Origin of the sequence: Cycloclasticus sp. (genome assembly GCF_019090545.1) — a bacterium.
Lineage (GTDB): Bacteria > Pseudomonadota > Gammaproteobacteria > Methylococcales > Cycloclasticaceae > Cycloclasticus > Cycloclasticus pugetii.
In genome coordinates, this window is the sequence record NZ_JAHRVT010000028.1 from 19,609 (window position 1) to 43,164 (window position 23,556).

Genomic DNA, 23,556 nt, shown 5'->3' on the forward strand with positions numbered 1-23,556 from the left:
AGATGGCTATCGGATCAACCATTAATAAAGTGTCTTTGAGTATCGCTAATATGGATAGCCATTATTATGCAACTCACGAGTTAACAGTAGCCCAACACCCATCAGAAAATGATTTCAGGTTGATGGTTCGATTAATTGCTTTTATAGCCAATGCTAATGAAAACCTGACATTTACCAAAGGCTTATCAACCGATGATGAGCCGGAATTATGGCAAAAATCATTAACAGGTGAGATTGAATTATGGGTTGAGCTTGGGCAGCCAGATGAAAAACGTATCCGTAAGGCTTGTGGACGAGCACAACAAGTGATTATTTATACCTATCACGAAGGTAAGGCGACTGTTTGGTGGCAACAACACGGCGAAAAGTTAGCACGGTTTAAAAATCTCAGTATCGTGCACATTACAGCCAGTGGGGTAGAAGCATTGGCGGGCCGAACGATGAATTTACAGTGTAATATCCAAGACGGTGAAATGTACTTAAGTGATAATGACTTAAATCAAATAGTTAACCTAAAAAGCTATTAAACAGAGTGGGTTCTTAAGAGTTTGCGCTAAGTTTTTGGCCGGTTTGATATAATAATCAACCAAGGCACTGGATTTACGTTCCAGCCAGCTCATTGAGGATACATATGAAAAATCAAGACTACGTTGTTTGTGCGCTCTATCACTTTGTTAGATTAGCTGACCACGCCGCATTAAAACAGCCTTTACTTAAGCTAATGCAACATCAGGGTATTAAGGGTACTTTACTGCTCGCCGCTGAAGGCATTAATGGCACCGTTGCAGGAAAACGCAATGGGATAGACCACCTATTAGGGTGGCTAAGAAATCAAGAAGCGTTTAAAAACCTTGTTCACAAAGAATCGTATGTCGATTCGCAACCGTTTAACCGCACTAAGGTGAAGCTTAAAAAAGAAATCGTCACGATGGGTGTCGAGGATATTGACCCTAACGATATAGTGGGTACGTACGTTAAACCAACACAGTGGAATGCACTGATTAACGACCCTGATGTGTTATTGGTGGATACCCGCAATGACTATGAAGTGGCGATTGGTACATTTAAAGGGGCGCTAAACCCTAAAACGCAAACATTTCGCGAATTTCCTGATTACGTAAAAGAAAATTTAGATGCAACGAAGCATAAAAAAGTAGCGATGTTTTGTACCGGCGGTATTCGTTGTGAAAAATCGACTGCTTATCTCAAACAACAGGGTTTTGATGAGGTGTATCACCTGGAAGGTGGGATACTAAAATACCTTGAGGAAGTGCCAGAGGAGCAAACGCAATGGGAAGGAGAATGTTTTGTCTTCGATAACCGCGTGTCGGTGGATCATCAATTAGAAAAAGGCAGTTTTGATCAGTGTTTTGGTTGCAGAATGCCCATTACCGAAGAAGATAAATTGCATCCGCACTATCAGCAGGGAATCAGTTGCCATCATTGTTTTGATAAAACGGATGAGGAGCAAAAAGCACGGTTTATTGAACGTCAACATCAAATTGAACTGGCAAAACAACGCGGCGAGGAACATATTGGTGGTGAAATGGCTGAATTGATTGAGCAGCATCGGCAAGATAAACTTAAAAAGAAACGCGAAGCCAACAGCGAAACACAGGACACTTAAATGAAAACACCCTTCTTAAAACTGTGTTGATAAATAAAAATGAGGACCCGATAGGGTCTGCGCTGATAAATTTTTATCAAACGCAAGATGATACGCCTATCTTCGTTGATATGGATATTGCAGAGCAAGATACGCTAGCGCCCAGCTATTTTTTCCGTTCCTATGAGCAGTGCCCCGCGTTAGAGCAAGCAGCCCTTCAGTTAGCCTATGGAAAAGTGTTAGATGTAGGCGCAGGTGCAGGCTCACATAGTTTGTATTTGCAGAATCAAGGACTCGATGTGACTGCTTTAGATATATCGCCTCATTCAGTGGCGTTGATGAAAAAGCGCGGTTTATCAACGGTTAAATTGTGTAACTTTTATGATTTACCTGAAGAACCGTTTGATACCTTATTATTATTAATGAATGGAATCGGCTTAGTTGAAACATTAGAGGGCTTTGATGCCTTTTTTTCAAAAGCAAAAAGTTTGTTGGCACCGAATGGACAAATATTGTTAGATAGCTCAGATCTTATCTACCTTTACGAACAAGACGATGGTTCTTACCTGATTGATTTAAATGATAAATATCATGGTGAGGTCGAGTTTAACTTGTCTTATAAAGATATTACTGGAAAGCCATTTAATTGGTTATATGTTGCTGAGGAATTATTACAAGATGCAGCTGACAGAAATGGCTTTAGTTGCGAGATAGTTCAGCAAGGGCCGCACTATGATTATTTAGCTAAGTTAACGTTTATTGATGGCTGAGTTGAACGATAAAACTGCCAAGATAATCATAATGGTTTGTTAGTTTCGCGGCTAATTGAGTGTAAATTGCTAAGAGTGTGATTATGGAAAAGCCTCATCAATGCCCGATTAGTGAGCTCTATCAATCACTTGATAGCCATGAAACAGGCTTGTCAGATGAAGAGGCTGAGCGGCGGCTTAAAATTGTTGGTACGAATGAACTACACGTTCGGCAGCAAACACCTGGCTATATAAAATTCCTCTTACAATTTAAAAATTTCTTTGCCATCTTGCTGATGGTTGGGGGCAGTTTAGCTTTCTTTGCTGATTATTTGGACCCAGGTCAAGGTAACTTTTATATTGGTTGTGCCCTGTATGGCGTGGTATTACTCAACGCTATTTTCACCTTTATACAGGCGTATCAAAGTGAAAAAATCATGCAAAGCTTTCAGAAAATGTTACCAACGATGGTTAATATTGAACGTGAAGGTGAGGTTAAGCAGATCGCCGCTAGCCAAGTGGTTCCTGGTGACATCATGTTGCTGTATGAGGGCGATAAAGTCTCGGCAGATGGGCGCTTAATTCGCGTTAATCAACTGCAAGTCGATATGAGTAGTTTAACGGGTGAAAGTACGCCCGAAACCTTACAGTTAGAGGCTGATAGCGAGAACCCATATCAAAGCCGAAATATGGTGTTTTCAGGTACCTTGGTACAAAGTGGCAATGCTAAGGTGCTGGTTTGTGAAACAGGTATGGCGACTCAAATTGGTAAAATAGTTGAGTTAACCAAGCAGACCTCAAACGTTGAAACTCCCATTGGTAAAGAGCTAAATTACTTCATAAAAATAATCAGCAGTATTGCGATAGTGCTTGGTATTAGCTTTTTTGCCGTGAGCGTGGCGATTGGGAAAGGGGAGATCAGTAGCCTTATTTTTGCGATTGGGATCATCGTCGCGAATGTACCCGAAGGCTTATTGCCAACGGTCACATTAGCACTCACCATGGCCAGTAAACGAATGGCGCGTAAAAATGCGCTGATTAAAAATTTAGAAAGCGTTGAAACACTGGGTAGCACCACCGTTATTTGCACCGATAAAACTGGCACCCTAACGCAGAATAAAATCAGTGTTAACAGCTTGATTACTAACCAACGTGAATACGATGTGGGGCTATCGTTGACTGCTGATGATGTGGAATTACACATAGCCCGTCGAGTGATGACCCTTTGTAATAACGCACACCTAGACAGTGAGCTGAAATACAGTGGTGATTCAACAGAAGTGGCGCTGCTGGCTTACGCAGAAAAGCTAACCTCAATTAAAGGCATTGTTCAGACTAAACGCCTAGCCGAAAAACCGTTTACCTCTGAAGATAAATATATGGTGACCGTTAATGAATCACCAGAGGGCGATCATTTTCATGCCTATTTAAAAGGGGCGCCTGAAGTGGTGATGGCGATGTGTGATCAGATTCATTTAAATGGTCAAAAGGTGGCGTTTACCGATGCTTACCGAAAGCAGGTTGTTGCGCAATATATGTCGCTGGCTGAACGAGGTGAGCGAGGCTTAGCATTAGCTTATAGGAATCTTGATAATGATGGCATTCCGGATGCGCATTACATATTTGTTGCGGTTGTTGGCATGATTGATCCGCCTCGGGTAGAAGTTCCTGAGGCGATCTTAAAATGTCGGCAGGCTGGCATACGTGTGTTTATGCTAACCGGTGACTTTGGCCCTACAGCTAAAGCGATAGGTAAACAAATTGGCCTATTTAGTGAGAACGGCAAGGTGCTAAATGGTGATGAATTATCAGCATTAGATGAGGCTGGCTTATCGAGCTTGCTGGATGAAAATGAATTGATATTTGCGCGTATTACACCAGCGCAAAAGTTGAAAATAGTCCAAGCCTTGCAAAAGAAAGATCAAATCGTCACGGTCACCGGTGATGGGGTGAACGACGCGCCTGCGCTTAAAAATGCAGATATGGGCGTAGCAATGGGCTTGATGGGGACAGATGTCGCGAAAGAAGCGAGTAATATGGTGTTAATGGACGATAACTTTGCCACCATTGTGACGGCTATTGAAGAAGGCCGGACTATTTTTGATAATATCAAAAAGTTTATCGCTTATATTTTAACCAGTAATATCCCTCAAATTCTGCCTTTTATCGCCTATGTTTTGTTGGATATCCCGCTGCCACTCACCGTGGTGTTAATACTGGCGATTGATTTAGGCACCGATATTATTCCAGCGCTGGGCTTAGGTTCAGAAAAGCCTGAAACCGATGTGATGAATAAACCGCCACGTGCCAGACATGAGCGGCTCTTAACGCGAAATTTATTGTTTATGAGCTATGGCATTGTCGGCATGATTCAAGCGGCTGCCGGCTTTTTTAGTTATTTTTATATCCTGCTGGATGGCGGCTGGCAATGGGGCGAGGCGTTGGCCGTATCCGATCCGCTGTATCGACAAGCGATTACTGCTTTTTTTGCGTCCATCATTATCTGCCAAATTGCCGATGTATTAATTTGTCGTACACGACGACAAAGTATCTTAACGGTAGGTATTTTTGCCAATAAACTCGTGTTACTGGGTGTTGTGTCAGAGTTGATCTTATTGGCTTTAATTGCCTATGTACCTTTGATGAATACGTTCTTTGGTACCGCGCCGCTGGAATTATGGCAGTTAAGTTTGAGCATTCCGTTTGCCATTACGATTATTATTGCAGATGAAATACGGCGAGTATTTGTAAGGCGCGAGAATCGGTTTGTATTGAAATGGCTGACATGGTGATACTACTATGCCAAGAATAATGGGTACAAAATCAAACAGAGTGATGAGTTAACATGCTCTAGGGTTGTTTTTGATTGATGACGTTTGTTCTGAGGTCAGTTGATGATTTTGATGTATCAACACTGATTTTGTTCGGCTGCTGGTGATGTTATTAAATAATGTTGAGATTTGAAATCTAGCTCGCTGGGCTGCCAGTACATAATATAGCCACTTAATAAGCCATAAACTAACTAAGCCATAAAATTAATTAAGCTTGAATCCAGATTGATGAGTTGTCGAGAAACAGTGCCTTCTTTATTTTTGAGGGAAGGCACTGTTTTTCCTTTGGTGATGGTGTGTTTTAGTTAAATACTGGTTTTATTTTGCTTTTTTCAGTAACCAAAAATCAAAAAAACCGGAGACGAGGAATACCATAGGAAAGGTTACACCTAACATGGCTGTGGCAATCCATAATTCAAGTTCCCAGCCACCTGCTGGGCCTGATATTAGCTCATGCCCTACGAATAAATATCCAGCATAACTGTAGACTCGGTACATGACTAAGCCTGCTATAACCGCACAAGCTAATAGCGCAAAACCACGGTAAGGCTGCTTTAGGTTAGGGAAGAGGCTAAATTGCATCATATTGTTAACCAAAAAGGCACCAAAAAGCATGCAGACCGGTACTTGAATCATATAGCTGACCTGTTCCATGCCGATAAAATCAGTAAAAAACCAGCGTACGATGAATGCAAAAAGTAAAACATAGATCGTTCCAATAAGGCCGCGAATAGGCTGCGGGCGGCCCATCGACAGCTTGTTAATAGGCCAAAAGTCAAATAAAGAATGAATAACGATCACCCCTGCCGTTGTGACGGCAAATGTCATAGCAACCCATGAGTCGAATAAGCCTTTCGGGTCAATTTCTGGGTGGTAAAGCGGGTGAACAATCTCGCCGTTGGGTGTAGGAATATGTGCTAATGCGGTGTAGTCAAAAAAGATAAACCAGACTATATAGGCTATGACATAGGTGGCCACTAAAGTAACAAGCCCAATGATGACAGGGTTTTTACTCAGTAAAGAAAAAGGCCAAGCATGCCATATCGGAATAAGCCACAAAACAGTCACAACCGTTAGTATCGTATACTGGATAAACATCGGGGTATCGCCATAATTTTGCCCAACCAAGGCAGACAATAACAAGGTGAAGAATGCACCTGCAGCAACAGTAATAAGGGTTAAGCAAATGCCTTTTAGTGGCTGTGGCATATCGCCGATTCGTTTGGGTAAGTTGTTATGCCAAAACAAATTTAAAATGACTTGTGTGGGTGTTGCGCACATAAATGCGATACCCACCCAACCGGTAAAAAAGTGTTGCTCAAAAGGTGCAATACAAAGAGCGGCTAGGGTTAATACAACAATGATACCCATGCTCCCTGATAGTAGGGTAGATGAAAGTGACTGGTTTGCTGCTTGAGTGCTCATGAGGCTCCTTTGATATTATTTTTATCACATAACCATAGACTATCTATAAGTCATATTAAAGTTGAATTTAACGATAAATAGGCTCGTGGGTATTAATTAGGGTTACGCCAATCAATACTAGTATTCCAATTCAGCAACGGGCTCAATATTGATGAATACTTCAATAATCAAGCGATAACACTTGTTCAAGTAACGATCCCATAAAGAGGTTTGTAAATAGTTTGCAGAGCAAGTATCGGTTTAAGTGGGGGCTAAAAGGACAGCTGTGTTGCCATCATTAGTGCGATAAAGGAGACGATAAAGGGTCATTTAAGGCTATAACATGTCTTGCGAAACTGATAATAAAAAACTATGTTGGCGATGAATGCTGCAATGGTAAAGTAGCCCTTTAAAACTCGGAACGTTTGATATTTTAATGTTTGAAGAAAAAGCAGAATGTAATCACCTGCCTGAGTTATTGCAACAGTTAAGCAGTGCCATCGAACAATGCCAGCGATTTGAACAGCCTGATGCCATGTCAACCGTGGACAGTTGGACTACAGCATTAAATCGTCCAGTACCTACGCAAGGTATTGGTGCAAAACAGGTGATTAGTGAATTGGGTTTACATGTGATGCCGAATGGGTCGCAACTGGCTAAACCCGGTTGTACATCCTATATAACAACAGCCGCGACGGATATGGGGTCTATTGCGACATTGGCTGGAATAGTGGCATCACCACAACGTGTTGGCATGACCGCTTTTAACCATTTAGAAGAGGTTGCGTTAAATTGGTTAACTGAAATGTTTGATTTGCCAAAGGGTATGCAAGGCGTTTTTAGCAGTGGCGGTTCTACGGCTAATTTAATAGGCTTAGGCGCGGCTAGGCAGTCTGCCTTTGAAAAAGTTGGTTTAGACCCAGCAAATGACGGTGTTCAGCGCGCTTGTAAAGTGTATGCCACTGAGCATAGTCACCACACCATACACCGTGCAGCTGCTGTGTTGGGTATGGGGCGAAAGGCGATGGTGCATGTGCCTGTTGATAATATGATGAGGCTTTCACCGAGAGAGCTTAAACGTTTATTAATAGAAGATAAAAAGTCCGATGCATTACCAGTGGCTATTGTGGCTAATGCAGGCAGCACGAACACAGGCTCGATTGACCCTTTGCAAGAAATTGGCGAAATTGCACGTGAACATAATATTTGGTTTCATGTTGATGGTGCTTATGGTTTACCCGGCACATTAGATCCACAAGTACATGAATTATATAAGGGGCTGGCATTAGCTGATTCTATTACTGTTGATGCTCATAAATGGTTAGGTGCACCGGTTGGTATTGGGGCGACTTTTGTGCGCGATGTTCAAGCGCAATATAAAACCTTTAACCAAGGCGAAGCAGCTTACCTAGAAACAACAACGGTAAAAAATGAACACATTGAGAACTCAATGGATACCATTGGTTTTCCGTATCATGATTTAGGTGTTGAGCTATCTGCACCTGCTCGAGGTGCTATTGTATGGGCTTTGATTCGTGAAATTGGTGTAGAGGGAATGAAGGCGCGTGTGTGTCGACACAATGCTATGGCGCGACGTGTTGCTGAACGTGTAGAAAAACACCCTCATTTAGAATTAGCATTAAAGCCGACGTTATCGGTATGTTGTTTCCGTTATGTTAATGAAAAAGTAGATGATTTAAATGGCTTAAATAAAAAAATTCACCGTCAACTAATGAAAAATGGTGTTAATATTCCGAGCACCACCATGGTGGATAATAAGCTGGTTATCCGGCCGTGCTTTTTGGGTGCTAGAACAGATTGGCATCATGCTGATGATTTGGTCAATGAAGTGCTTGAAATTGCTCAGGCACTCATTTAATACTAACTAAAGTAGTTCTTAAATAAGGAGATTGATATGGCTCAACGCTACGATAATATTTTACAAACAATAGGTCATACGCCGGTTGTACGGATCAATAAGCTTGGCCCAAAAGGGGTGAATGTTTTTGCCAAAATAGAAGCGTTTAACCCAATGGGGTCGGTTAAAGATCGGCTTGCTTTGGGTGTTATAGAAGATGCTGAGCGTAAAGGTGAGCTAACGCCAGGTCAAACGATTGTAGAAGCGACCAGTGGCAATACCGGTATTGGTTTAGCAATGGTATGTGCACAAAAAGGCTACCCATTGGTGATAACCATGGCCGAGAGTTTTAGCGTAGAACGCAGAAAACTGATGCGCTTTTTAGGCGCAAAAGTGGTGCTAACGCCGGCGCATGAAAAAGGCACGGGCATGGTTAAAAAGGCGGAAGAACTGGCGGCTAAAAATGGCTGGTGGCAATCAAAACAGTTTGAAAACCCAGCAAATGCGCAAATGCATATGAAAACGACGGCAGAAGAAATTCTAGAAGATTTCTCCGATGTAACGCTTGATTATTGGGTCACCGGTTATGGAACAGGCGGGACGTTAAACGGTGTATCAGCCGTATTAAAAGAAAAAAGCCCAGCAACCAAAGTTATTGTCTGTGAGCCGGTAAATGCAGCCTTATTAGGTGGTGGTATTGCGCAAGTTGAAAATGAAAGCCACCCAAGCTTTAACCCTCACCCGATACAAGGTTGGACGCCAGACTTTATTCCCGTGTTAACAAAAGAAGTGGTGGATGCTGGCTCACGTATTGATGAACTGCTATCTATCGATGGCAAAGAGGCCATTCAGTGTGCGAAAGATTTAGCGCAACAAGAAGGTATTTTTGTGGGTATTTCAGCAGGTGCTACCTTAGCTGGGGCTTTGAAAATAGCCGAAACAGCGAAGTCAGGTGCGAATATTTTATGTATGTTGCCAGACACTGGCGAGCGTTATTTAAGTACGCCTTTGTTTGATGATATTTCGATTGAGATGTCAGAGGATGAAATAGCTGTGTCTAAGTCAACACCGGGTTATCAGTTTTAATTCATTATTGGTCTCACGACTAGGGCTTTGCTTATCGAGCAATGAGTTGAAGTGTGACGACTAATAGCCGGTGCAAGTGTTGGATACAGTAGAATAAGCTTTTATAGTCAGACACGATGAATTGAATGAATAAGCAAATAGAGTTATTAGCACCCGGCGGCGATGTAGAAGCAATTAAAGGGGCCATTGTTGCCGGTGCAAATGCTGTTTATTGCGGTTTAGATGTTTTTAATGCACGTAATCGCGCAACCAACCTTTCTTTTGATGAGTTGTGTGGCGTATTACGTTTAGCGCATCAGCACGATTGCGAGGTATTTTTAACGCTCAATGTCGTTATATTGGAGCAAGAATTACCAAGCCTAATCAAACTGTTGAATAAATTAGTGAATAGCGGTCTGGATGGCATTATTGTGCAGGACCTTGGCACATTTAATTTAGTAAAGAAGTATTTTCCAAGTCTTGATTTACACGCCTCAACGCAGTTAACGACGCACAATGAAGGGCAAATACAGTTTTTAAGCAAAATTGGCGCTTCTCGGGTTAATTTATCGCGCGAACTAAACCTTGACGAGGTTAAAAGCCTGACCCGTTTTGCACATGATCATGATGTATTAACCGAAGTTTTTGTACACGGTTCGCTTTGTATAGCTTTTTCTGGTCAGTGTTATTCAAGCTCGGTAAGTGTCGGCAACTCTGGTAACCGTGGGCGGTGTAGCCAAGCGTGCCGAGATGAGTATGAAACCACTGCCACGGGCAATAATTTCCCACTTAATTTAAAAGACAATTCAGCCTATTTTGATTTACCTGAATTAGTGGACGCGGGCGTCGACTCGTTAAAAATAGAAGGACGTATTAAGGGTGCGCATTATGTTTATACGGTGGTGGATAGCTGGCGTAAACAAATGGATAAATTTGAACAAACAGGGCGCTTATTAGAAGACGATTCAAATTTACATAAGGTCTTTAATCGTGATTTCACCAATTCCTTTTTAAAGGGTGATCTGACCAAAGACATGTTTATTGATAATCCCAGAGATCACAGTGTTGAACACGCAGTGACGAAAAGCCAGGCTGTATCGATTGTCCATATTCATAAAGCAAAACAAGATTTGTATGAAGATAAAAATAAAATTGGTGATGAATTAGCCGACAAAATTAAAGGCTTAAATATCGATAAGCAGCAATTGAATTTGGTTTTTTCTGGGCAAGTGGGTGAGCCATTAGTGCTAACTATTCAGGTAAAGACTGCAAATGGGCAAGATGAGACAACACATGTGATCGAATCTGCAGAGCCACTGAAAAACCCAACACAGTCAACACTGGATACCAATGCGATCAAGAAGCGTTTTAAAGGCTTCAATAAGGCGAGATATACGATTGAAGCCATAGACTTTAGTCGTTTAGCAGACAATATTAGCCTGCCATTCAAAGAACTGGCACGGCTAAAAAATAAAGCCGCTTTCCTGCTGAATGATTCTGTTGAGATATTGCGGGATGTCGATGTGCCGCCACTGCTCAATCACCCAAAAGTAGAAGAAGGTTCATCGATAGATAAGAAGCCGTCTATGTCTATTTTAATAGCGGATGAGAAAGACCTGCATTTATGTGAGGTAACAGAGGCGGACATTTACTTTAAGTTGCCAGAAAGCTTTAAAAAAGGCTGTACGAAACACATTGATTTATTTCTTCAAAACCCACGTTTAATACCGTGGTTTCCCGCTGTTTTAATTGGTAAAGATTACCAAGAAGCCGTTAATGTCCTAAAACATGTGCGCCCTAAACGTATTGTTACTAATAATACGGGTATTGCCTATAAAGCGTTTGAAATGGGAATAGATTGGGTTGCCGGACCGTTTTTAAACACCACTAATTCATATGCTTTGTTAACCTTGCAAGAAACGCTTAACTGTTCGGGTGCGTTTATTTCTAATGAAATTAATCGTATGCAAATTAAAAATATTGCGCGACCCAAAAATTTCAAATTGCTCTACAGTATTTATCACCCCATTTTAATGATGACCAGTCGACAATGTTTCTTTCAACAAACTGTGGGGTGTAAAAAACCGAGCATTGAAGATGGCTGCATGCTTAAGTGTCAAAAGGCAACGACTATTACCAATGTAAAAGGTGTGTCGTTTGCCATTGATAAGCAAAAAGGTGGCTACCCCAGCATTTACAATGATGAGCAGTTTTTGAACCTAGATGTAGTGAATGATTTGGCTGATTTATTTGATGAATTTTTTATAGATTTAACCAATATCGGTGCAGGGTCAAAAGAAGAGCAGAACAAAACACAATTGATAGATTCTTTTGAGCAAATAATAAGCGGTCAAAAGGCAGCAAAACAACAGCTTAATCAAATGGTTCCTGTCTCGACGATGGCACAATATAGACAAGGCTTATAACAAGCAGCTGAGCTTGTAGTATTGGTTGCTTTGTGTATGCAGTAGTTTAAAAATACTGTGCGCTTAAGCAGTTGAACCACTCAAAAAGTATTTTTTTAAAATAGCCCTTCACGCTAAAATTTTAGTGGGAATAACGGTTATACTAATAGGTCATTAGGCTCATCAATAACTGTATTTAAGTATGAAAAAGATATTATTTATCATCGTAACAAGTTCCTTCTTGATCGGTTGTGATGGACAAGATGGTATGGGCTCAAACCCACTAAGGGCTAAGGCACGTGACATTGAGAACCAGCAAGAACAGGCTGCAGGCCGTGAACAAGAAACAGCGTACGGTTCAGCCATCTCCGATTCGTTTAAAAAAAATAGCGAATAGCCGATACCCAAACACACTGGCAGGCTGCGTGTTTGTTGCAAATAATGATACTGGTTTCCTTAGTCTAGGCGTGTAATTAGCATATTTCGCTTTTAGTAGTTGAGTAGTGCTGTTCAACGCCACATGGGTTTAGACATCGAGCTTTAAGGGTAATATAAAGCAGCCAGCCAGCCCATTTTATGTCACCTAAATAGACATAGCGTAGCTGGGTTTTATCGCCATTTTGCCCAAGGATCCTCAGTATTTTCAGGGCTATAGCTATCCTCGACGGGCGGGCGCTTATTCTCGTGCGTTGTGTGTTGGCCTTTATTATAGGTAGAGGCTTTATTAACACGTTTAGTCTGTAATTGTTCCGCGTCTTCCAAACTTAGCTCAGCTGGTTTCCCGGGCGTTTGATTTGCTGGAACAAGTCGGTCTCTAGGTGGTATTGAGAATTCTTTAGATGATACCTTGGGCAGGTTTTTAAATTCATATAGATAAAATGCCTCAACTTTTTCACGCGCCCAAGTTGTCTTTTTTAGAAACTTAAGGCTCGACGCAATACTCGGGTTAGTCTTAAAGCAATTAATATTCAAATAAGCAAAGAGAATCTCAAAGCCGTAATGCTCAACGATCTCAAGCAGCAGGTTCTTTAAACTAAGGCCATGCAGCGGGTTATTTGTGTAATCAATTGGGTCATTCATGATATTTGTCTTAATCAGGTGGGTTAGGCCTCCATTATACCTGTCAGCAACCGGCGACAGAGTGAAGCGATAAGACTTTTCGTTTAGCTGTACTAACACAGCCGGCACTACCGAGAAAATCGCTACATCATATGTTCAATGCTATTAAATACGGCCTGCTTAATAAATGCTTGGTCAGCTGGAGTCGCATGACATAGGCACCCAAATAAGCAAACCGTATTAGGGTAGAGCAGGGCTAATTAAGTGATGAAAAGCGTGAACTAGTATTACATGCGATTAACCGCCATTTCATAATTAAAGATTGGGCAAAGTATTTTAGTTCAGGGCTGGCATCGGTGTGATCATTAATCATACAGAGGTGTTGATAGGTTGCTTGAGCAAATTTTAACTCCCTAGTTTGTGCATATTTGGTTGTTAAAAACAAAACAGTCGTCTGTAGTTTTTCAATGCTTATGTTTGTCGCCATGTCTGCAATGTTTGATGAAGGGTCTAATGGTGTGCTATTGGATTTCATACAAATACCTTTTTTGTTAATGAGAATGATTATCATTAATATTTAAAACAAATGGATTGGCGCTGTCAAGAGAATACTTTTAATAATCTTATTGCTAATGAGAATGATTCGTATTACTATTAATTAAAATTATGGAGAGGGATTAATTTTATGAAAAAGTTGTATGCAGTCAGTCTATTGACGTTAGCCAGTGGTGCTTCAGTGGCAGGAGAAAACCAATGGCTATATCAAAAGGTACAGACACGAGGCCGCAAGGGAGTTATGAGTTCAAACTGAGTGACACAATTAAGGTTGGAAAAAACTCAGGTGATTATGTTACGCATGATATTAGGCCAGAAATTGAGTATGGAATAACGGATAAATTAACTGTAAGCGCTGAGCTGGTGTTTTTTGATCATAACTACTCACTGAATAATTCAGACAATGACCCTATGTTTAGTACACAGGGAGGGGCTGGCAAGCGCTTTGATAAATTTCAGTTTGCAGGGTATGAAGCGGCACTTAAATATAATATTTTGAGCCCTTATAAAGATGTCATGGGTTTATCTGTAGGCTTGGCTTTTGAGCATAGAGATGCGTACAGATTAGATGGCGCAGATATCGATCAAGATTCGTTAACAACGACATTCTATTTTCAAAAAGACTTTTTAGATGACACACTTATATTTGTTGTTAACCCTAAGGTAGAGCTTGAAAGAAGAAAGTCCCCCGATGTATTAGAGGAAGAAATTTCATTAGAGTTGATGGCGGCTGTTTCATATCGATTTATGCCTAAATGGACGGTCGGTCTTGAGTATCGCTCTCAATCTGATTATTTAAGTGTGCAAGAAAACGGAGAATTCGAAGAAGGTGTGCAGCGCTCTAGTTTTGATTTAACAGATTTTAGATTAGGCGATAGGTATCAAAGTGGCCAATACATAGGTCCAACGCTTCATTATGCGACTCAGCGATGGTGGGCAACAGGCGGTGTGTTGTTTCAGTTCCAAGGGGGCGGCGGCTTTAGTGAAGATGGTAAAAACTTTGATGAGCATGAGAAATACCATGCCGGCGTATCATTCGGTTATGAGTTTTAATGCAAGCGTTAAACGTAAAGTACATACTCGGCTTTATGCTGTTAAGCCTGATTTCAATAGGACACGCGGAAACTTTTTTAACGGTTGAGCAAGCAAAAGGTGAGTTGTTTGCTAACACACCGATGAAAAAAATGGATTTAACATTATCTAACGCTCAAGTTGAGGCAATAGAAGATGCGTCGGATATGCGTGTGCTGAGTAATAAATTGAATGCATGGAAAACACAAAGCAACGAGTGGTTTCTTGTAGATCAAGTTATTGGTAAGCATGAAATGATTGATATGGCTGTGGGTATCGATAGTTCAGGCAAGATAAAGGGGCTTAGGGTACTGCGTTATGTTGAAAGTTATGGCAGTGAAGTTCGATATATTAAATGGTTAGATCAGTTTAATGGTCGGGATAGTTCTGAGAAATTATTGTTAGATAAGCAGATTGACAATATTTCGGGTGCAACGCTGTCGTGCCGACATATTACCGATGGAGTAAACCGTTGGACGCATACTTGGCAACAAGTCTTACAGCACTTGTAATGCCTACTCGTTTAACAATTAATTTAGTAATAAATATGAGTTATTTACGTCATGGTAACTGTCTATTTCCCTAAACCATATCGTTACGGCCTTTATAGTTTGTTTTTCTTAAGTTGGTTCTCGGGCAGTGGGTTTTTTATTCTTAAAACCTGGTTTCTTCAAGAAGGCAAATATGGACTGGTAAAACATGCTTGGCAATACCCTGCATTGCAAGTTCACGGTGCAATGGCATTTTTAATGATGATTGGCGTGGGCTTTGTTATAGGAGCCCACCTACCCAAAAGTTGGAAAACAAAACAGAAAAGAAAGACAGGTATTTTGCTGCTTACCATGCCCTGCCTTTTGATAATTAGTGGCTATTTATTGTATTACGTAGCAGAAGATACGTTTCGACAATGGCTTGAGTACACCCACTTAGCGATAGGTCTCGTGTTGCCTGTCAGTTTATCTCTTCATGTGTTGTTGAAAGTTAAACAGAAAAATGAAAAGCGAAAAAATGAAAGTAAATTGGAAAAAATTTAATCGGAAAACGCATTATTGGGGATCAATTTTATGTGCCTTACCTATTTTGCTTGTTATAGGCTCAGGCGTCTTGTTGCTGCTCAAAAAAGATGTAGATTGGATCCAGCCGCCCAGCACTCGCGGAGTGAGTTCTGTTCCTTCAATTACTTTTGATGAAATTCTAGCAACTTCAAAAACAGTAAAACAAGCAAAGGTTAACGGTTGGTCGGATATTGACCGACTGGATGTAAGGCCCAATAAAGGCATTGTTAAAGTTCGAGCGAAGAGCGATTGGGAAATTCAAATAGACACTCAATCTAATGAAATATTGCAAGTGGCCCATCGCCGGTCAGATTTCATTGAGTCAATTCATGATGGTACGTTCTTTCATGATGCTGTAAAGCTATGGGTTTTTTTACCTAGCTCATTGATTTTATTTGTTTTGTGGGTAACGGGGCTATATTTGTTTTTAACGATGCATTTTAAAAAAAGAAGCAGAAAGCGGATAACACACACTGCAGGATAAAAGATTGGTGTTTATATGTTCGTTAACTTAAATCGATTCATATTAATGAGCCTTGTTGTTTGGTGCTTTTCTTTTAGCTGCTTAGCAACTGAAAGCCAGTTAAAGGTGAATAAAAAAGCCGTCATAAAAGGAGTGGCTTTTAAAGGTGATATAGAAGCCCGAAGAGATAAAGGCATATTGCATAGAAAGCATGCAGATATTGGCGTAAGACTTCCTTTGGCGATAAAAGACTTAACACTAGGTGTTCATTATCGAAGGGTTTATAGCTTAGAAGAAGATGGTTGGGCGCTAGAAAATAGGCCCTATGTTCAATTAGAGCAAAAATTCAAAGGGAACAATAAGCTTGATTGGAGATTGAGAGTTCGCCAAGAATTTAGAGATCGAGAAGGAAAAGGACACTCTAAACGCAGCCGAGTGAGAGCTAAGGTTGTATTACCCAAGCGAATTTTTAATGCTAAACCGTTTGTGAGCCATGAATATTATTATGATTTAACGGCGCATCAATTATCGCAAACACGGGTAGACATGGGTGTTACCTTCGATAAATTCAAAACAGTGGTGCCGCAACTATCTTTTAAAATAGTGGCAAAGCAAAAGGATAAATGGCAAACCTCATCGGCAATCGTGTTGAGTCTGGCCTTTTAAAAGCAGTTATTAAGGAAGTGAGATAACAATTTCATTGCCTTGTTCAGAAAGTTCAAGCGCAAGAAGGTTTTTATCAGCGGGCCCTTGAAGAACCGTCCCCTGTTTATCAAATTTAGCACCATGACAGGGGCAAACCAGCTTGTCTGGCGTCACAGAAACGGTGCACTTTTGGTGTGTACAGCTTAAGAGCAAGGCAACATATTTTCCATTTTTTTGTTGATGTAGAAAGATCGGTGCCTTGACAGTCGTGGCCTGCAAAATAGCAAAGTCATCGTTTTCTAATACAGTTTTATGAGCAATTATTTTATTGTTTTGCTGCGTTTTTAAAAGAGTGGTTTTGATATTGGGTGATGTTTGGCAGCCCACTAATAAGGAGGCGCCGCAGCTACTTGCTAAGGCGAAGCTGCTGGATTTTTTAATAAAAGATCGCCTATCCATTTAAGGTGCTCCCTAGTTTAATAATGTGTACAGTTTGCCTTATCTATTTGATAGCTTAGTTTCTTTGTAGCGCAGCGATGCGTTCTTCAAGCGGTGGGTGAGACATAAAGAGTTTTTTGACTTGTCCACCATTAATACCAAAAGCGGCTAATTCTTCTGGCATATCAGTTGGCTCATGACTACGCTGTAGGGCTTTTAATGCGTTAATCATTTTTTGTTTACCGGCTAAATTGGCGCCGCCTTTATCGGCATGAAACTCACGATAGCGCGAGAACCACATAACAAGCATGGAGGCTAAAAAGGATAACACGACCTGAGCTAACATTTGGGTCACAAAATAACCAATGCCATGCCCACGTTCATTTTTAAGAATGACCCTATCCACAATATGGCCAATGACAGAGGCAAAGAAATATACAAAAGTATTCACCACACCTTGCATCAATGCCATCGTGATCATATCACCATTGGCAACATGGCTGACTTCATGCCCAAGCACGGCTTCTACTTCATCTCTGTTCATTGCATTAAGTAAACCAGTACTCACGGCCACTAAAGCATCATTCTTATTCATCCCAGTTGCAAAGGCATTGGGTGTAGGGTTATTAAAAATGCCGACTTCTGGCATACCAATGCCTGCTTTTTCCGCCTGTTTTGAGACCACAGAAACAAGCCATTGCTCTGTTGAATTTTTAGGCTGATCAATAACCTGAACACCCATGGAACGTTTTGCCATGGATTTTGACATGGCTAAGGAAATGACCGAACCGGTCATGCCAACGATCAGAGAGATAATTAATAAAGCATTCAGGTCTAAATCGACCCCATTTGCCTGCAAAGTACCTGATAAACCAAATAGGCTAAATACCAAGCTGATAACGACCATAATGGCTACATTAGTGGCTAAAAATAAAGCAATTCGAGTCATGTTGAAAATGTCCTTAAACAATATAAGAAGTATTTGGGGGTGAATTTTGTAAATTCAAGTTTAGGTATTTTAAGCTAAATATCTTACTCGACGTTTGCTTGTCTCAATAATCTAAATACCCTATTTTTGATACCTAATGCTTAAACGGTTAAGCGTTTTTGTTTAAGGACAGAGAAGGTTAGTTTGATTACTTGAACGTTCGATTCTAGTTAGGAAAAAGACAGCGTTGCAAAAAAATATAAAACATTAAAGTGAAAGAGGGTGAATAGGCCAGCTAAGTAACGTGCAGAATAAATTTTGCTATTAAACTAGTCAGTTAAACAATTTGGCAAGACAGGGTGTAGCCTAGGTTTGCCATAACACTGGACTCTTTGTTTAAGTCAGCCATGGTCACGTCTTGTTCAAGAAAGAACTGTTTATCAATGCTTAGCATCATTTCGCGCCCATCAACCTGAAGCGATAATAAATCGATAACTAAGGGCTGGCGGCTATTATTTAAAATAACAGCTAAGCGAAATAGGCGAATTAACCGCGTTAACATTTTATGGCTGATAATTCGAATGTCGGGAAGCCGTCTTCGTCTAAACCGTTTTCTAGCCCCAATGACGATGGTTGAAAGCAGAAGCTGTTCGTCTTGGTTATAGCCCGCAAGGTCACTGTTAGCCAAAATATAAGCTGAATGTTGCTGAAAGTCAGTCACATTAATTTGCTGGCCAACCTCATATAAATAAGCGGCCTCAAGTAATAGAGTCTTAAGTTTCGTTGAGGTTAGACTCCAGCTTTTTGAAGTTTGGTGCCAAAATAGCTCGCAAGTTTCTGCTATTTGTTGGGCCTGCCTACGGTCAACGTTGTAAAGACGTTGTAAATGTTGGCGAGTACGCAGCCGTGTATCTCCTTGTTTATTTTGTTGCTCCATTTCAAACAAGACGCCCTCGCGCAAGGCAGCAGAGCAGAATGTCAAAGCAGTTAGGTTTAGGCTCTTCATAAGGGCAATCATAATGGCTAAGCCAGCAGGTAAAACCATGGCTCTAGCTTCGTCAATACCAACTAATGAGAGCTTAGAGACACCGTCTATTTGGCATAATAAATGTTGTAATTTGAGTAAGGTATTTAATTCTAGACGGTCGGTTGTTTCGCTGATTAAACCAATCGCCTTAAAAAGGGCTTTGGCGGTGCCTGATGTTGCAAAGACCTTATTTGGGTGACTTGTCCTAAAATGATGGGAACACTGCTCAAGCTTTTGCAGTGCGGATACCTCGGCCCGTTTAAATGATTTTTGATTCACGCCTTTACTGAAGTAACGTTCTGTAAAGCTGATGCAGCCCATGTTTTTGCTGTCTCTATATTGAGTATCAGTGCCTTCACCCAGCACTATTTCAGTACTGCCACCACCTATATCAACCACCAAACATGAGTCTTTGATTTCTTCGCTACGAACGACCCCTTGGTAGATTAATCTGGCCTCTTCAGAGCCTGAAATTATTTCAATAGGAAAGCCCAATGAGTACTCAGCCAGTGAGAGAAAAGCATTACGGTTAACAGCTTCTCGCAAGGTATGAGTGGCCACGACACGACATTTTTTAATTTGATGTGTTTTTATTGTAGCGCTCATTTCTTTAAGACTGCTTGCTGCTCTTAGCATCGCCTCGTAACTTAATTCATTAGCCTTATTTAACCCCGCTCGTAAGCGTACTCGATGTTTTACCTTATGCAGAGGTTCAAGCTTACCGGCATTTAAGCGAGCAATAATTAAGTGAAAACTATTAGAGCCTAAATCTAAGGCAGCAATTAATTCTGATTGGGTATCGGCGTTAAGGCTAGTCATTTCTTGTTAGACTCAAGGTCTTTTAGATAGTTATACACCGATATTTGAGAGCGAATTTTTCGCTTATTGCCTCGTGGCAAATATTTGTTATGTTGTTTCTTATCTATAATTCTGGCCTTTGTCTTATCAGACCATTGGAGGTTAAAGATATGGATAATTTGTTGCTGAATGGCAGGGTCATAAATAGGGCAGCCAACCTCTACACGCCGCTCTATATTACGCGTCATCCAGTCTGCCGAACTAATGATAACGCGAGGGTTTCCATTATTATGAAAAATCGTAAATCGTGTATGTTCTAAAAATCGGTCGACAATAGAAATAACTTCAATATTGTCACTAAGCCCTACAACCCCTGGAACTAAACTGCACATCCCCCTCAATACAATTTTAATTTTTACGCCAGCACCACTTGCCTCATACAGCTTATCAATAACTTGATTATCATCAATGTTGTTCATTTTAATAAGAATTTCAGCTTTATAACCCTTTTTGGCCATCTTTATTTCATTTTCAATCGATTTATTAATCCATTCACGCGTGCCGATAGGGGAAACAATTAAATGTTTAAACGTGGTTTTTTTATAACTGTGAGCAATAAAGTCAAAAACAAGCGCAACTTCCTTGGTAATCGCTTGTTTGTTGGTAAATAAACTAAAGTCGGTGTAAACCTTAGCTGTTTTTTCGTGAAAGTTACCGGTGCCAACGTGAGCGTAATAGGTTTGTTTTTTATGTTCATGTCGGCCAATTAAACATAATTTAGTGTGGCACTTTAGTGAGGGTAAGCCAAAGTGAACCTTAACACCCGACTCGGTTAAGATACGCGCCCATTCCATGTTGGCTTGTTCATCAAAACGTGCGTGTAACTCAATAACAGCAAAAACTTCTTTGCCATTTCTAACCGCATTGATCAGTGACTTGATAAGCCTACTGTTGTTGGCTACACGGTAGAGGCAGATTTTTATTTCAAATACATTTGGATCAAAAGCTGCCTGACGTATCAATTCGGTAAAGTGATCAAACTTGTGATAAGGGTAACAAAGCAAAATGTCTTGCTGCTTTATTGCATCAAAAGGGCAGGCATGACGGGAAAATTGCCTAGAAACCAAAGGTGTTAACGGAGGGTTTTCAAGGTGTTTACGCCCCACATTAGGGAAGTCAATAAAGTCTCGGAAATTATGATAACGGCCACCTGGCACCACACTATCATGACGTGTAATGCCAAGTTTAGATTTCAGCATGTCGATAGCATGATCGGGCATGGCTCGTTCGTACACAAATCGCACAGGCTTAGCATGTAGGCGCTGCTTTAAACCGATAGATAATTTTTCTAAAACCGATAAATCAATATCATCGGTTAGACCGAAATCAGCATCTCCCGTTACCTTCATAGCGTAAACATTGCAGACCTTGTAATTAAAATAGGCGGAAAAAATATTGTTTATGCAATAGCGAATAATATTGTCGGACATAATAATATCTCGTCGTCGTTTACCTTTTTCACGTGGTAATTCAATAAAACGAGGAGAGTCTGTGGTTGGTATCGCAATGGCTGCATACTGTATGTTTTTACCACCCAGCATTTCACAAATTAAATAGCTGAGGTCATCTTTTAATAAGGCCGCTAAATTAGTATTTTTATTGATAATAATAGGCTCAATAAAACCTTGTAGATGATTGGTAAAGTATTTTTGTAGCCAGCTTCCTTGCTCGGGGCTCAGTTGATCTTCATTAATTAAGAAAATGTTTTTATGCGCGAGCCCTTTCAATACCTCATGGTAAGTGACATCAAATTCTTCTTGTAGCTTTAAGACCTTTTTTTGTATATCACGTAACAAGTTTTTGGTCGGTGTTTGTTCATCAAGGTCTTTCTCAATAAGAACCCGACGCTTAACATTGGCAACGCGCACCCTAAAAAACTCATCTAGGTTGTTTGAAAAAATGCCTAAAAACCGGACTCTTTCTATAATAGGTGTGGATTTATCTGCCGCTTCTTGTAGCACGCGCTCGTTAAAGGACAGCCAGCTGAGTTCTTTCGCAATATATTTCGCCTCTAATTTTTTGATCACCTAACCCACCTAAGCTGTTTACTAAAACTTTATTATGTAGAGGCAAGATGACAGGTTCGTGACAGTGTCTAATCCTTTGATTTTATGCGGCGAAATTTTCCTGTTCCACGGAAAGGGCTGAGATAGGTATTTGTGCCTCGCGTCTGCATATTGTCATCGTTCTGACACTTCGTTGTCATCATCATTGGTTACATTCACTGCAAATTCTAAGGATGAATGCCATGCTGAATACCACACGAATATCTCGTTTAGATTATTGCTTCAAAATTGTTTTGGAGCAGTCTCGTATTGGTGATTTAGAAGTTTGTAATAAGCAAAACCTGATCTATCTCTTGTTAATGTTAGTCGTTTCATTAGGCCTCTTCAGCGGTGAAGAAGCCCCCATAGTTGCTGGACAGCAAATTGGCTTAAGTGGCTATGAAATTCACGCAACGCCCAAGATGATAGCGGGTGTTAAAGATAATGCATCTGGCCTAACCTATAACAGTAATACGAATACATTATTTGCTGTTGTTAATAACCCAGAAACGCTACTTGAGCTGACAAAAGACGGTGAGCTAATTCGTCGTATTGATTTAATTGGCTTCGAAGACACTGAAGGGGTGATGTATCTCGGCGGCGAACGATATGCCGTGGTTGAAGAGCGAAAAAGAACCTTAGTAATGTTCGATATTAATTCGCAAACAAAGGTTGTTAATAGGGCGGGCTTAAAGAGCCTTCAGTTGGCCATAACATCAGGTAAAAACAAAGGATTTGAAGGGTTAACTTATAACCAAGACAGTGGGGATTTATTTATCATTAACGAGAAAACACCTCGACAATTGATAAAGCTGTCGGGTTTTGTTGAATCATCTGATATTGCTATTTCAACGCCGTTTTCTTTAGAAAAAACCTCTTTTGGCGGTGATGATTACTCAGGGGTGCATTATGACGATCAAACAGGCCACCTAATACTCTTGAGTGACGAATCTCGTCAAATGGTTGAAGTCAATAAAGAAGGGATTGAAATCAGCCGATTGGGCTTGAGTAGAGGGAATGCTGGTTTGCATGATGATGTACCGCAGGCTGAAGGTATAACAATGGACAAAGACGGTGATATTTATGTCATCAGCGAGCCTAACTTCTTTTATCGTCTCAAGAGTAAAAATCGCTTGTTAAAAGTCGCGTCAAAAAATGACTAATTGCGTTAAATCAAACTGGCTACCCCATCTATACCATGGCTTCGGTATTTAACTGGGCAAGGTTTACCGGCAACCGTTATATGCTGGTTGGCCTTGGTGTTCTTGTTATCTTTCAACTGTTTTTTAACTATCAAGAACCGATACAAGCCTTGTTGGGTGTAGCTGCAAGCGATTTTGCTAAAACTTGTGTTAGGCATAACAATCACGAACTTAAACTAGCGCCTTCTTTAAGTTGTAGGTCAGAAGTGGTTCCACTAATTAGGACAACCTGCTTAGGAGTTATTTTCCCAGTTAATCATGCCGCGATTAACGGCATGATGGTTTCATAATA

The 23,556-nt window shown here is 40.7% G+C and carries 22 protein-coding genes; 15 read left to right on the forward strand and 7 right to left on the reverse strand.

Annotated elements, in window-relative coordinates:
* Positions 1-2 precede the first annotated feature (2 nt).
* The 4 genes from KUG63_RS06430 to KUG63_RS06445 all read left to right on the forward strand — a co-directional run bounded on the left by KUG63_RS06430 (position 3) and on the right by KUG63_RS06445 (position 5,147).
* Positions 3-527, forward strand: a complete 525-nt coding sequence (locus tag KUG63_RS06430; RefSeq protein ID WP_287554459.1) for a YaeQ family protein — start codon at positions 3-5, stop codon at positions 525-527.
* A gap of 104 nt (positions 528-631) precedes the next feature.
* Entirely contained in the window at positions 632-1,627 is a 996-nt protein-coding gene (locus KUG63_RS06435; protein ID WP_015006424.1) for a rhodanese-related sulfurtransferase, read from the forward strand.
* A gap of 23 nt (positions 1,628-1,650) precedes the next feature.
* Positions 1,651-2,376: a class I SAM-dependent methyltransferase gene (locus KUG63_RS06440; protein ID WP_015006423.1), complete on the forward strand. Its 726-nt coding sequence runs from the start codon at positions 1,651-1,653 to the stop codon at positions 2,374-2,376.
* An 83-nt stretch (positions 2,377-2,459) separates the two neighbouring features.
* Complete coding sequence (locus KUG63_RS06445; RefSeq protein WP_287554461.1) at positions 2,460-5,147, forward strand: cation-translocating P-type ATPase; 2,688 nt, start codon at positions 2,460-2,462, stop codon at positions 5,145-5,147.
* 357 nt (positions 5,148-5,504) lie between these two features.
* Here the strand turns inward: KUG63_RS06445 and KUG63_RS06450 are convergent, their stop codons facing one another.
* On the reverse strand, positions 5,505-6,611 hold the full coding sequence (locus KUG63_RS06450; protein WP_287554463.1) for a hypothetical protein: 1,107 nt from the start codon (positions 6,609-6,611) through the stop codon (positions 5,505-5,507).
* A 415-nt stretch (positions 6,612-7,026) separates the two neighbouring features.
* On the opposite strand from KUG63_RS06450, the gene KUG63_RS06455 reads away from it, so the two are divergent.
* The 4 genes from KUG63_RS06455 (at position 7,027) to KUG63_RS06470 (ending at position 12,315) form a co-directional block, all read left to right on the forward strand.
* Complete coding sequence (locus KUG63_RS06455; RefSeq protein WP_016389977.1) at positions 7,027-8,469, forward strand: pyridoxal phosphate-dependent decarboxylase family protein; 1,443 nt, start codon at positions 7,027-7,029, stop codon at positions 8,467-8,469.
* 36 nt (positions 8,470-8,505) lie between these two features.
* Positions 8,506-9,534 carry a cysteine synthase A gene (gene cysK, locus KUG63_RS06460; RefSeq protein WP_016389978.1) on the forward strand — a complete coding sequence of 343 codons (1,029 nt, stop codon included), beginning with the start codon at positions 8,506-8,508 and terminating at the stop codon, positions 9,532-9,534.
* A gap of 125 nt (positions 9,535-9,659) precedes the next feature.
* Positions 9,660-11,939, forward strand: coding sequence for a peptidase U32 family protein (locus KUG63_RS06465; RefSeq protein ID WP_287554465.1), 2,280 nt, complete (start codon positions 9,660-9,662; stop codon positions 11,937-11,939).
* Positions 11,940-12,120: 181 nt separating this feature from the next.
* Positions 12,121-12,315 carry a hypothetical protein gene (locus tag KUG63_RS06470; protein ID WP_020162487.1) on the forward strand — a complete coding sequence of 65 codons (195 nt, stop codon included), beginning with the start codon at positions 12,121-12,123 and terminating at the stop codon, positions 12,313-12,315.
* A 212-nt stretch (positions 12,316-12,527) separates the two neighbouring features.
* On the opposite strand, the gene KUG63_RS06475 is transcribed toward KUG63_RS06470, so the two are convergent.
* Together KUG63_RS06475 and KUG63_RS06480 are read right to left on the reverse strand one after the other, a co-directional pair.
* A complete protein-coding gene (locus tag KUG63_RS06475; protein ID WP_020162486.1) occupies positions 12,528-12,998 on the reverse strand; it encodes a VF530 family DNA-binding protein in 471 nt (156 codons plus the stop codon).
* 235 nt (positions 12,999-13,233) lie between these two features.
* Positions 13,234-13,512 carry a hypothetical protein gene (locus KUG63_RS06480; RefSeq protein ID WP_015006415.1) on the reverse strand — a complete coding sequence of 93 codons (279 nt, stop codon included), beginning with the start codon at positions 13,510-13,512 and terminating at the stop codon, positions 13,234-13,236.
* Positions 13,513-13,730: 218 nt separating this feature from the next.
* Here KUG63_RS06480 and KUG63_RS06485 point away from each other — a divergent pair, with 218 nt between their 5' ends.
* From KUG63_RS06485 to KUG63_RS06505, 5 genes are read left to right on the forward strand one after another with little or no spacing between them, the layout of a single operon-like run.
* Entirely contained in the window at positions 13,731-14,585 is an 855-nt protein-coding gene (locus KUG63_RS06485) for a DUF6662 family protein (RefSeq protein ID WP_287554467.1), read from the forward strand.
* Positions 14,585-15,115 (forward strand): FMN-binding protein, encoded by a 531-nt coding sequence (locus KUG63_RS06490; RefSeq protein WP_041932892.1) that lies wholly within the window; start codon positions 14,585-14,587, stop codon positions 15,113-15,115. Before KUG63_RS06485 ends, KUG63_RS06490 begins: the two co-directional genes overlap by 1 nt.
* 51 nt (positions 15,116-15,166) lie before the next feature.
* Complete coding sequence (locus tag KUG63_RS06495; protein ID WP_020932214.1) at positions 15,167-15,637, forward strand: hypothetical protein; 471 nt, start codon at positions 15,167-15,169, stop codon at positions 15,635-15,637.
* Complete coding sequence (locus KUG63_RS06500; protein ID WP_287554470.1) at positions 15,612-16,142, forward strand: PepSY domain-containing protein; 531 nt, start codon at positions 15,612-15,614, stop codon at positions 16,140-16,142. Before KUG63_RS06495 ends, KUG63_RS06500 begins: the two co-directional genes overlap by 26 nt.
* A 45-nt stretch (positions 16,143-16,187) precedes the next feature.
* Positions 16,188-16,787 (forward strand): DUF2490 domain-containing protein, encoded by a 600-nt coding sequence (locus KUG63_RS06505; RefSeq protein WP_020932216.1) that lies wholly within the window; start codon positions 16,188-16,190, stop codon positions 16,785-16,787.
* A gap of 9 nt (positions 16,788-16,796) precedes the next feature.
* Here the strand turns inward: KUG63_RS06505 and KUG63_RS06510 are convergent, their stop codons facing one another.
* The 4 genes from KUG63_RS06510 to ppk1 form a co-directional block, all read right to left on the reverse strand.
* A complete protein-coding gene (locus tag KUG63_RS06510; RefSeq protein WP_020932217.1) occupies positions 16,797-17,225 on the reverse strand; it encodes a ubiquinol-cytochrome c reductase iron-sulfur subunit in 429 nt (142 codons plus the stop codon).
* Positions 17,226-17,280: 55 nt separating this feature from the next.
* Positions 17,281-18,153: a protease HtpX gene (gene htpX / locus KUG63_RS06515; RefSeq protein ID WP_015006408.1), complete on the reverse strand. Its 873-nt coding sequence runs from the start codon at positions 18,151-18,153 to the stop codon at positions 17,281-17,283.
* Between the two features lie 316 nt (positions 18,154-18,469).
* Complete coding sequence (locus KUG63_RS06520) at positions 18,470-19,978, reverse strand: Ppx/GppA family phosphatase (protein ID WP_287554471.1); 1,509 nt, start codon at positions 19,976-19,978, stop codon at positions 18,470-18,472.
* Positions 19,975-22,044, reverse strand: coding sequence for a polyphosphate kinase 1 (gene ppk1 / locus KUG63_RS06525; protein WP_277642065.1), 2,070 nt, complete (start codon positions 22,042-22,044; stop codon positions 19,975-19,977). The genes KUG63_RS06520 and ppk1 overlap by 4 nt, the downstream gene beginning before the upstream one ends.
* 221 nt (positions 22,045-22,265) lie before the next feature.
* Between ppk1 and KUG63_RS06530 the strand changes: the two genes are divergently transcribed.
* Together KUG63_RS06530 and KUG63_RS06535 are read left to right on the forward strand one after the other, a co-directional pair.
* Positions 22,266-23,225 (forward strand): SdiA-regulated domain-containing protein, encoded by a 960-nt coding sequence (locus KUG63_RS06530; RefSeq protein WP_020932219.1) that lies wholly within the window; start codon positions 22,266-22,268, stop codon positions 23,223-23,225.
* A gap of 35 nt (positions 23,226-23,260) precedes the next feature.
* Complete coding sequence (locus KUG63_RS06535) at positions 23,261-23,554, forward strand: hypothetical protein (RefSeq protein ID WP_287554472.1); 294 nt, start codon at positions 23,261-23,263, stop codon at positions 23,552-23,554.
* The last annotated feature ends 2 nt before the right edge of the window (positions 23,555-23,556 follow it).